Here is an 11939-nt window from a genome sequence, read left to right on the forward strand (position 1 = left end):
AGTTGGATACGATGCAACTTAAGACATCAAAAGCAAAGCCCCGCAGACTATCTCAGTCGCGCGTTGCGACCATCCTTGGCATCTCTTTCGTCCTGTCGCTGAATGCCCTGGCCCAGACCGACAAGAACGCACTGATGAAGGGGTTCGAGGATCCACCATCCTCGGCGCAGCCTCGCGTGTGGTGGCATTGGATGAACGGCAATATCACCAAGGAAGGCATCAAGCTCGATCTGGAATGGATGCATCGCTCCGGCATCGCGGGCTTCCAGAACTTCGATGCTGCGCTCTCGACGCCGCAGGTCGTCGAGAAGCGCCTTGTCTACATGACGCCGGAGTGGAAGGACGCTTTCAAGTACGCAACCACGCTTGCGGACAGCCTGGGCATGGAAGAGGCTATCGCTGGATCACCGGGTTGGAGCGAGACCGGAGGCCCGTGGGTACCACCGTCCGAAGGCATGAAGAAGTATGTCTGGAGCGAAACGGAGGTTGAGGGCGGCAAACCATTCGCAGGCAAGCTTACGCATCCGCCATCGATAACCGGTCCTTTCCAGAACATAGCAGGCGGCGATTCCATGGGCCCCGGCACGACTCTCCCGCAGTTCTATGCCGACGCCGCAGTGGTCGCCTACCGCAAGCCGAAGGCTGAGCTCGCAGCGGATTCGCTGAATGCTAAGATCACCGTCAGTTCAGGGTCGCCCGACCTCACGATGCTGAGCGACGGCGATCTTCAGACGATGATGAAGCTGCCCATACCTCCCGTCGGACAGGATGCATGGATACAGTGGGAGTTCCCCACGCCGCAACACATCCGTTCGCTGACCATCGTCACTGCTTCAATCAACGAGATCGTCGGCGCTCTCACCGGTGTCGGTAATCCCGAAAAGTCCCTGGAAGTCAGTGACGACGGCACCACCTTCCGCGACGTCGTCCCGCTGCCCGATGGCGGAGCTCCGCGGCACACTGTCTCGCTTCCTGATGTGGACGCGAAGTTTGTACGCGTGGTCTTCAAACGTGGCGCCGCTCCGAAGATGCCTTTCTGGGCCGTTGGCATGGACCCTTCTTCCTTTGGTCTTTCCACCACTCCGAAGACGCCCGAGTATGAGATCGCGGAGCTGACGCTGCAGACAGGCGCGCGTGTAAACCGCTTCGAAGAGAAGGCAGCATTTGTAACGATGCAAGACCTCTACCCGTTCGCAACTCCCACGGTCGATGCGGACGCCGTCATTGCGAAGTCCGACGTCATCGACCTGACCAGCAAGATGCAGCCCGATGGAACCCTGGACTGGACGCCACCTGCAGGCGGTTGGGTCGTCGTCCGCTTTGGCTACTCGCTCCTTGGAATCACGAATCATCCTGCGACCAAAGAGGCCACCGGCCTTGAAGTCGACAAGCTGAACCACGCCTACGTGAAGAAGTACATGGACGGCTATCTCGATAGCTATAAGGACACGGTCGGCGCGGACTGGATGGGCAAGCGCGGCATTCGCTACGTCATCACCGATAGCTGGGAGGCCGGCTCGCAGAACTGGACCGATGACATGATCGCGCAGTTCAAGAAGTATCGCGGCTATGATCCGCTGCCGTGGATGCCCGTGCTCACCGGCCGGGTCGTCGAGAGCGCGACGGCAAGCGATCAGTTCCTGTGGGACTTCCGCAAGACCATCGCCGATCTCATCTCCGACGAACACTACGGACAGGTGCAGGCATCGCTCAAGGAGCGCGGTATCGGACACTATGGCGAGTCTCACGAAGCCGGCCGCGCCTTTGTCGCCGACGGCATGGAGGTCAAAAAGCTCGACGACATCCCGATGGCCGCTATGTGGACGCAGTCACCAGGCGTCAACCATGAACAGTTCGGATTCAACGCGGATGACCGAGAGTCCGCGTCGGTCGCGCACATCTACGGCCAGAATCTCGTCGCTGCGGAGTCGATGACTGCAGCAGCTGCGCCCTGGGCGTGGTCGCCCGCAACGCTCAAGCCCACGGCCGATCAGGAGTTTCTCAACGGCGTCAACCGCTTCGTCATTCACGAGTCCGCTCACCAGCCGCTCGTCGGCAAGGCACCTGGGCTGACGCTTGGGCCCTTCGGACAGTGGTTCAATCGCAACGAGACATGGGCCGAGCAGGCACGTCCGTGGATCGACTATCTTGCCCGCACCAGCTACCTGCTGCAGCAGGGACACTTCGGCGCGGACATCGTTTACTTCTATGGCGAGGACTCGAACCTCACCGCCATCTTCCGCGACAAGGCACCCAACATTCCCGCCGGCTACGGCTTCGACTACATCAACGCCGACGGTCTCATCCACAAGTTGAAGACGGCTAACGGCAAGATCACAACCGCCAGTGGCATGAGCTACAGCCTGCTGGCACTTGATCCCTACAGCACCCACATGTCCCTGCCCGTGCTCCGCGCCATTCACAAGCTCGTTGCGGACGGTGCAACGCTTGCAGGTCCGATGCCCGCGGACGATCCCAGCCTTGGCGACGACCACACCGAGTTTGCGAAGCTCAACAGAGAGCTGTTCGGTGATGGCTCCGGAGTGCACAAGGTTGGGAAAGGTACGGTCTACACGGGCCAGAGCCTTGACGATGTCTTCCATACAATCAACCTCAAGCCCGACTTCGACTACACCAAGCCCGCTGCAGATAATCGTCTCCTATTTGTTCATCGCAAGCTGGAGGATGGCGATGTCTACTTCGTCGACAACCGCAGCGACAGCCCTGCAAGCGTCGACGCCACCTTTCGCGTGGCAGGAAAGACACCTCACCTCTGGTATGCCGAGACAGGCAAAGGAGAGGCTGCGTCGTTCACCAGGGCTGACGGCCATACTACGGTTCCTCTCAAGCTCGAGCCCTGGGGGACAGTATTCGTCGTCTTCTACGGAAGTACGAAGACTAAATCCTATGTGGCTCCCGCGCCTAAGGAAGCGGAGATCGCATCGCTCGATCACGGCTGGGAGATCGGCTTTCAGCCTGATAGAGGTGCTCCTCCCACTGCAAACTTCGATAAGCTGATGTCCTGGGCCGACAGCTCAGACGCGGGGATCAAGTACTTCTCTGGAACCGGGACGTACACGAAGACCTTTGACGCGTCCGTGGAATGGGCGAAGAAGGGGACGCAAGTTTGGCTGGATCTAGGTGACGTGAAGAACCTCGCCGAGGTGACAGTGAATGGCAAGTCACTGGGCGTCGTCTGGCACGCACCGTACCGCGTCAACATCACCAGCGCCTTGAAGAGCGGAAAGAATGAGCTCTCCGTCAAGGTGACAAATGCATGGGTCAATCGCCTGATCGGCGATGAGCAGCCGGACGCAAAGGTGAAGTACACCTTCGCGGACGTCAAACCCTACAAGGCCAGCTCGCCCCTTCTGCCTTCAGGTCTGCTCGGACCGGTGAAGCTCTACTCGTTGTCTCGCGAATAGATCTACGCTGGAACAGCAATCTGCGGCGCATGGAGTCCGGTCCATGCGCCGCAGCCGTTTACCTTTACTCTCAACCGGACGAGGAAAAATACACATGACATCGCCGGACGCGACGGCCACGAAGATCCATCGCCGAGATCTACTCAAGTCCGTTGCATACATCGCGGGGGCTCTGGCCACGGGAGAGGTCTGCGCCTCATCTGCCGTGTCTATCCCGATAATCGACACACATATTCATCTCTTCGATCCCACGCGCCCCGGTGGTGTTCCGTGGCCCGAGCCATCCGACACCATACTCTATAAGCCCGCTTTGCCCGATCGCTATCAGAAACTTGCAAACAGCTTTGGAGTTGTCGGTGCCATTGCGGTTGAAGCCAGTCCCCTGCCGAAAGACAACGACTGGCTGCTCGCCACCGCGAAAAAGAGTCCACTCATGGTGGGCATTGTCGGGGACCTCATCCCTGGCTCGCCGGAGTTCGCGAACGAACTTGAGCGGCTGCATAAAGATCCTCTCTTCCTTGGATTGCGCTACGGAAACCTTTGGAGCCGCAACCTCGTCGAAGATGTGAACCGCCCGGGATTCCGTGATGGCCTGAAGCTCGTCTCGAAGGCGGAGCTCGTCTTCGAGAGCGCCAATCCGAATCCAGCGCTCGTCGCCACACTTGCGGATATTGCGAATCGCATCCCGGACCTCACGATCGTCGTCGACCATCTCCCCCACGCCGTGTTCCCTGTCGATCGAGCGGCGAAGGCGGCCTACCTTGAATCGCTCCGCAGACTTGGCGGTGCACAACGCGTCTACATAAAACTCTCGGAGATCCCGCTCGAGCAGGACGGGAAGGTGTCGAAAGCCTTAGCGTCCTACAATGACACCCTTGACGAGTTGTGGAATATCTTTGGCGAAGACAAGGTGCTCTTCGGCAGTGACTGGCCTAACAGCGACCACGTTCTGCCTTACCTTGAGACGGTCAGCATCCTTAAAAACTATGCCGCAGGCAAGAGCCGCATCGCGCAGGAAAAACTCTTCTGGAGGAATTCGATCCATGCGTATCGATGGCACCCGCGCCTTCCAAATCAGCCGCGCTAATCTGGTCAACGGCACCCTCGCGATTGCTGCATGCTGCGCGACTGCGCTCTGTTGCTCAGCGCAACAGGCTAGGCCCACCCTTACGCAGATCCAGCTACAGTTCCTCTCACCGCCGGAGAACAGCAAGCCGATGGTGCGATGGTGGTGGTTTGGTCCCGCTGTCGAGAAGGCCGAGATCCTCCGCGAACTCCAACAGATGAAGGCTGACAACTTTGGTGGCGTCGAACTTGCCTTCGTCTATCCGGAGGTGATCGATGACCCAACTCACGGCCTCAAGAACCTGCCATTCCTGTCTCCTGCGATGCTCGATGCCGTCTCCTACGCGCAGTCCGAGGGACGCAGGCTTGGGCTTCGTGTCGATGTCACGCTCTGCAGCGGCTGGCCCTACGGCGGCCCGGCTACGACACTGGCTGAGGCCGCAGGGCGCCTTCGCGTCATCGCTCTCGCACTTCCACCTGAAGCCACTTCCCTTCCCAAACTCAAGCTGAGCGAGGGCGAGAGCATCCTTTCTACATTTGTTGCAAAGGGCACGCCTACCAATTGGGACGCGTCCAGCCCTCAAGGAGTGACTTGTGGCACGCCTCTTCCATCAGCCACCCAGCCTCGTGTGGCTTTGTTTTTCGTAGCAAGCCACACGCTGCAGCAGGTGAAACGAGCGGCAGTAGGTGCCGAAGGCTACGTGCTCGATCCGTTCAGTAAACAAGCGGTTGCAACTCACCTGAAGGCTATCGGAGAGCCGTTGCTACGTGCCTTCGGAAACACGCCGCCTTACGCCATCTTCTCGGACTCACTTGAAGCGTACGGTGCCGATTGGACACCTTCGCTGCCCGAGGAGTTCCGCAAGCGGCGCGGTTACGATCTCTTGCCTCATCTACCCGAACTCGCATCTGGCGGCTCTCCCGCAGCCAATCAGGTTCGACACGACTATGGCCGCACCCTCACTGAACTAGTCGATGAAAACTATCTGCTCCAAATCAACACGTGGGCTCACGACCACCGTACGAAGTTCCGTTCGCAGACCTATGGCGAGCCCGCCGTCTCGCTCTCAAGCCAGCGTTTCGTAGATTTGCCCGAAGGCGAACATCCGCAGTGGCGCGCGTTCTCTACCCTGCGCTGGGCAACTTCGGCCAATCACCTCTTCGGCAATAAAGTGACATCTGGTGAGAGCTTCACATGGCTGCACTCGCCCGTCTTCCGCGCCACGCCGCTCGACATGAAAGCCGAGGCTGACATCGATTTCATCATGGGCGAGAACCAGCTCATCTATCACGGTTGGCCTTACTCCCCACCCCAGGTGGGAGAGCCTGGCTGGTCGCTCTACGCCGCTGCCGTCTTCAACGATCACAATCCGTGGCACCCGGTCATGCCCGAGATCAACCTTTACGTCCAGCGCCTCAGCTTCCTCCTGCGCCAGGGCGAGCCAGCCAACCAGGTCGCCGTCCTTCTGCCTACTGACGACGCGTGGGCGGGTTTCTCGCCGGGACAGGTCACGGTCTCAGGGGCCATGAACCAACTCGTCTCACCAGCATTGCTCTCGGCTATTCTCTCCGCTGGGTATAACGTCGACTTCACCGACGCCGACACAATCAACCGGCTCGGCATCCATCACTCCGTCCTCGTGCTTCCTCCCAGCGATCGCATTCCGATCGAGACTCTTCGCAAGATTGACGCATGGGTGAAAGCCGGCGGCCATGTGATCGCGGTCGGACACGCTCCCTCCATCGACGCCGATGGCACGACACCGCAGCAGTTCATCAAACTGTCGAAGCGACTCTTCTCGGGCGATCCGCTTGTCGCCGACCCCGCTACTCTTGAAGCCGCTTTGCATCGCGCCGCGGTACCTGACCTTCAACTCGCGAACGCAGCCGATTCCGTAAAGAACGGGCTCGGCTTCATCCGCCGAAGCCTTTCCGATAGCGATATCTACTTCGTCGCGAACACCTCGAATCAGTTCGTCCAAGCCCGCGCCATTCTTGCCAGCCGATTCAAGAACATCGCTCGGTGGGACGTCGATACTGGCTCCGCCAGCCGCGAAGATGTTCAGGCCGACGGCTCAATCGATCTTAGGCTTGCGCCCTACGAGTCTGTGCTTTATGTAATCAGCGACCAGACTTCGCAGCATCAGCCAAAGTCGCACGCACTCAAAGAATCGCTGGATCTAAGCCGAGACTGGCAGGTGACGTTCACCGCATCGGGTCAGACAGGAAATGAAGCTGAACTCTCCGACTGGATCACCGATCCCGCGACCCTGCACTACTCTGGCGAAGCCGTCTACAGCCGCGACTTCAATCTCGCCTCCGTCCCAGCTGGTCCGGTTTTTCTCCAGATCGACGGCGGCTCTGCGCTCTCCGGGCCATCTGCCGACAGCCACGGGCCGCCACCCCTCGGACCCGAAGGGCTTCCAAATCCGAAGATCACTCTTCCCGGCCCCGGCATGCACGCAACGTACGATCCGCCCGTCCGCGAGGCGGCCCTTGTAACCCTCAACGGTCATGATGCCGGCGCTCTCTGGCATCCGCCTTACCGCCTCGAAGCATCAGCTTTGCTACGCTCCGGAGCGAACCACATCGAAATCCACGTCTACAACACCGCTTTGAACGCCTGGGCCGCACAGCCTCCCCACGACTACGGCCCGCTCATCAAGCGGTACGGCGACCGCTTCCAGATGCAGGACCTTGATCAGGTCAGGCCCATTCCCTCGGGCCTGCTCGGCACCATCCGACTCGTCTTCGGAGGCGTTGCCGGTCCCAGCGAATAATTAACTGTTCGCCGGTTGACATCGCGGGACAAGGTTGATATCAACTTGAGTGCTTAAGCAAACGCCGCATCCTGCTGGCCAAAGGAGATATCGCTATGTTCACCCCAAGAGGAAAGTTTGGCTGGTATGAACTGATGACCAGCGACACCAAGGCCGCCGGCAAGTTCTACTCCGACGTCGTTGGCTGGACGGTCAACGAGATGGCCGGTCCGGATGGCAGCATCCAGTACACCACCTTCAATATCGGGGAGGTCGGCATCGCGGGCATGATCAACATCCCCGGGCACACTGGGTGGGTAGGCTATATCTCCGTGGACGACGTGGACGCCCACATCGAGAGAATCCTTGAGGCTGGCGGCAAACTCTGGAAGCCCGCAACTGACGTTCCAGGCATGCTGCGCTTCGCGGTAATGTCGGACCCGCAGGGTGCGGCCATTGTCGTATTCACGCCGAACCCGGCCATGCCAGCAACACAACGTCCTGAGCCTCCCGCGGTAGGAACGATCGGCTGGCACGAACTTTACACAACCGATCTGGACGCTGGCTTCGACTTCTACAACAAGCTCTTCGGATGGACCAAGTTGAGCGACATGGATATGGGCCCCATGGGCCTCTACCGCCTGTTCGACGAAGGCGACCACAAGGAGATGGGCGACGGCGGCATGATGGCGAAGCCTCCGTTCATTCCTGTCTCCTGCTGGGGCTTTTACTTCTGTGTCGACTCCGTCGCCGCGGCCGTGAAGCGGGTCGAAGCTGGTGGCGGCAAGATCAGCAACGGTCCCATACAGGTGCCGGGCGGCGGTTGGATCATCCAGGGCTCGGACCCGCAGGGCGGCATGTTCTCTTTGGTGAGCAGCGGCGAATAGAGAAGGCCCGAACCAGCGCTTCGCAGGTACTGAAGTAAGTCTCTGACCGATGAGCCCGTGGTTATGGGCTTTATCAGCCAACGTATCGTTTATACTTTTCGCATCTCACTCGTTTCCAAGGCTCTCCCGTGCTTGTGAAACAGTTTCCGGGTAAACCTCCGGCGGGTTGCGAAGCGCGATATGGATGATGCTTTTTCGGGGAACGACAAGTCACGGGTTCCGGAAGAATCAGCGTCGCGCGATGCGAACGTAGCTGTCGATTCAAAATCACCGGACAGTTCTCTGCCTCCCAATCGTCGCGATCTAGCTGCGATGCTTCAGGATGCCGGGGAGACGGTTGTGTCTGCGGTGCCGTCTGGGGTCGGTTCTGGTTCGCCGGCGGTCACCGTTCCACCGCGAATGGAAACGGGTGCCGCAACCCTGGTATCGAGCGCGGAGACTGTCGTCTCCGTCTCCCCCATTCGCCAGGGTGAAACTCCGAAGGGCGCGAACGCTCCCTTCCTCGGCGGAATTCTGCTCGAGATCGGCACCGTTCTGGGCGGCCGCTATGAGATTCTCCAACTTCTCGGGCAGGGCGGCATGGGCGCCGTGTACAAGGCCGCCGACCGCGAAGTGGAGCGGATCGTGGCGGTGAAGGTCATCCGTCCCGAGATGGCCTCGAACCCTGAGATCCTGGCCCGTTTCAAACAGGAGCTTCTACTCTCCTCCAAAGTCACAGACCGCAATGTGATCCGAATCTACGACCTGGGCGAGGCCCAGGGCGTGAAGTTCATCACGATGGAGTACATGGAGGGCGAGAACCTCCATAGTCTTCTGAAGGCACGCGGGAAGCTGGAGGTTGCGGAAGCTGTCGAGATCGTGGAGCAGGTGGCCAGCGGTCTGGCCGCCGCCCATCGGGAAGGCATCATCCATCGCGACCTGAAGCCAGCCAACATCATGCGCGACAAGAGCGGTCGCGTGGTGGTGATGGACTTTGGTCTGGCCCGCACCTTCTCCGGCGATGGCATGACCCAGACCGGCATGATGCTGGGGACGATGGAGTACATGTCTCCTGAGCAGGCGCAGGGGATGGACGTGAAGGCCAGCTCCGACATCTTTACAGTCGGCCTGATCCTGTATGAGCTGCTGACCGGAATCACCCCCTTCCAAGCGGAGACGGCGATCGCTAGCCTCCTCATGCGTACGCAGAAACGCGCCGCGCCACTGGTGGACGTCGACAGGAACATTCCGGGCACGCTCAGCAACATCGTCGCCAAGTGTCTTGAGAAGGAGCCGGCGAAGCGCTACCAAAACGCAGAAGAACTCGATGCGGATCTTCGTGTGTGGCAGGGCAGGAGCGCCGGCAAGACAATCACTGCTCCCGCAGCGCGCCGCGACAGACGCGTCGGATCGGTTCCGTGGCTGCGTGTCGGTGTGGCGGGCGTTCTGGTTGCGGCGATCGCAGGTGGAAGCAGCTGGTACTTCCTCGGAAAGCATAAGGCAGCCGGCACTTCAACGGCGCATGGCCCGGTCTCCGTTTTGATTGGCGATTTCGAGAACCATACCGGGGATTCGGTGCTGGATAGCACGCTCGAACCGATGCTTGGCGTGGCCATGGAAGATGCGAGCTTCATCAACGTCTACAGCCGGGGCGATGCGCGTAAGATCGCAAAAAAACTACCTAACCCAACGGACGTGCTGGACGAGCAGACCTCGCGACTTGTGGCGATCAATCAGGACATCAATGCCGTCATCACAGGCGATATCAGCCATCGCGGCGAACAGTACGATATCTCCGCAATCGCACTGGACACACACACGGGCAACGTGCTCGCCAAGGCGGAAGTCACCGTCGCCGACAAGCAGCAGATCCTCAGCGAACTTCCGAAGCTTGCGATCCCCATTCGCCAGGCGCTGGGCGATACGACAACAGACTCAGTCAAGTTCGACAAGGTCAGCGGAGGCTTCACCGCCAAATCGCTCGAAGCCGTCCACTACGATTCACTCGGTGTGGATCAGCAGTTCGCTGGCAAGTTCCAGGAAGCCTTCAACTCCTTCAAGAAGTCCGCCGAGGAAGATCCGCAGTTCGCCCGAGCTTACACCGGGATGGCGGCCATGTCACAGAATCTCGGCAGAACGGCCGACGCGGTGAAGTACATGAAGCTGGCCATGCAGAACAAAGACCGCATGACCGAGCGCGAGCTCTATCGCAACCAGGGCCTCTACTACCTCACCACGGGCGAATCGAAAGAATGCGTGGATCAATACACGCAGTTGGTGACACGTTATCCCGCAGACCGCGTGGGCTGGAACAACCTTGCGAACTGCTACACGCAACTCCGCAACGCTCCGAAAGCACTGGAAGCGGCGAGGCACGCTGTTGAGATCGTCCCCAAAGGCGTGGGACAACGCTTGAACCTCGCCTTCATCGCTGCGTTCGCTGGCGACTTTTCGACCAGTGAAAAGGAGGCGCGCACCGCGCTCGAGATCAGTCCTACCTCCGCACAGGGACAACTGGTGCTCGCCGAAGCGAAGACCGGACAGGGGCAGATCGACGCGGCGGCGAATAGCTACCGGCAGCTTGAGAAGACTGGAGCGCCCGGCTCTTCGACCGCAGCCGATGGGCTGGCGGATCTCGCCGCTTATCAAGGCAACTACGCAGAGGCAGCTCGAATTCTTACCCAGGGCGCCGCGACCGATGCAGCCGCGAAAGACACGGACAACGCCGCGAGGAAGTACGCGGCGCTGGCGAACATCGAGGAGTTACAGGGACATCAGCCTGCTGCCCTTACCGACATGGCGAAGGCGCTGGCCGCCAGCCAGTCTCTCCAGATTCAGATGTTGGCCGGAATGCTCTATGTGGAAGCTGGTGACCTGGCCAAAGCACAGAAGGCTGCGACCGGCCTTGCTGCCCAGAAATCGACTGAGCCGCAGGCTTACAGCAAAATCATCCAGGGTTTGATCGCACTAAAGAAAAAAGATGCGAAGGCGGCAGTGACGCAGATCACGGCGGCGAATAGCGTGTTGGACACCTGGATCGGCCACTTCGAGCTGGGACGGGCGTACCTGGAGGCGGCCGCATTTCAAGAGGCCAGCGCCGAGTTCGATCTATGCCTGAAGCGGCGAGGTGAAGCGATTGAACTCTTCGACGATAACGTGCCGACCTACGCCTACTTCCCGCTGGTCTACTACTATCAGGGACGCGCGAGACAGGACATGAAGATGGCAACCTTCTCGGACTCTTACAAGAACTATCTCAGCACTCGCGGACAGTCTTCGGATGATCCGCTGGCGTTCGAAGTTCGGCGTATGGTCGGCCAGTAGACGAACACGGTTCTTCTACGCGCCAGTCCATCTCGCAACTGGAGAGTGAAGCGATGGTACGCACGGAGTTGTTCCGATTAAATGGTGTCTTGGAGCGGGACCCCGCTATCGATGCGTGGATGAACGACCATGACGGCGAATTGGGAGCGATCGCCCGCCGCTGGTTCGAGGCGATGAGAGAGTGCGGAGACGAGGTCCGCGAGCTTCTGCATGACGGTTGCCCGAATGCCTGCTTCGGAGACGCTGCCTTTGGCTATGTGAATGTATTTACCTCACACGTGAACGTAGGGTTCTTTCAAGGTTCGGCTCTGCCGGACCCGGCCCGCCTGTTACAGGGTAACGGCAAGTTCATGCGCCATGTGAAGTTGAGACCAGGCGAAGAGTTAGACTCCGCTGCCCTGAGTCAGCTCATCGCTGTAGCTTATTCGGATATCAAGTCACGCGTCGAACGTGGCTAGCTTTGAACCTTGCCGTGTCAGGCTGGATACCTGCCACGGCAA

The 11939-nt window shown here is 59.6% G+C and carries 6 protein-coding genes; all 6 read left to right on the forward strand.

The window, feature by feature from the left end:
• Positions 1-11: 11 nt before the first annotated feature.
• The 6 genes from OHL18_RS13960 to OHL18_RS13985 all read left to right on the forward strand — a co-directional run bounded on the left by OHL18_RS13960 (position 12) and on the right by OHL18_RS13985 (position 11897).
• The gene (locus OHL18_RS13960) at positions 12-3425 is read left to right on the forward strand and encodes a glycosyl hydrolase (protein WP_263375458.1); all 3414 of its coding nucleotides are present in this window, start codon (positions 12-14) and stop codon (positions 3423-3425) included.
• Positions 3426-3519: 94 nt separating this feature from the next.
• Positions 3520-4512, forward strand: coding sequence for an amidohydrolase family protein (locus tag OHL18_RS13965; RefSeq protein WP_263375459.1), 993 nt, complete (start codon positions 3520-3522; stop codon positions 4510-4512).
• Positions 4469-7270: a glycosyl hydrolase gene (locus tag OHL18_RS13970; RefSeq protein WP_263375460.1), complete on the forward strand. Its 2802-nt coding sequence runs from the start codon at positions 4469-4471 to the stop codon at positions 7268-7270. The genes OHL18_RS13965 and OHL18_RS13970 overlap by 44 nt, the downstream gene beginning before the upstream one ends.
• Positions 7271-7365: 95 nt before the next feature.
• Positions 7366-8136, forward strand: a complete 771-nt coding sequence (locus OHL18_RS13975) for a VOC family protein (protein WP_263375461.1) — start codon at positions 7366-7368, stop codon at positions 8134-8136.
• Positions 8137-8316: 180 nt separating this feature from the next.
• Positions 8317-11439 (forward strand): serine/threonine-protein kinase, encoded by a 3123-nt coding sequence (locus OHL18_RS13980; protein WP_263375462.1) that lies wholly within the window; start codon positions 8317-8319, stop codon positions 11437-11439.
• Between the two features lie 119 nt (positions 11440-11558).
• Positions 11559-11897 carry a DUF1801 domain-containing protein gene (locus OHL18_RS13985; RefSeq protein ID WP_263375463.1) on the forward strand — a complete coding sequence of 113 codons (339 nt, stop codon included), beginning with the start codon at positions 11559-11561 and terminating at the stop codon, positions 11895-11897.
• Positions 11898-11939: the final 42 nt, after the last annotated feature.

This window comes from Granulicella aggregans (genome assembly GCF_025685565.1).
In the GTDB taxonomy this organism is placed as follows: domain Bacteria; phylum Acidobacteriota; class Terriglobia; order Terriglobales; family Acidobacteriaceae; genus Edaphobacter; species Edaphobacter aggregans_B.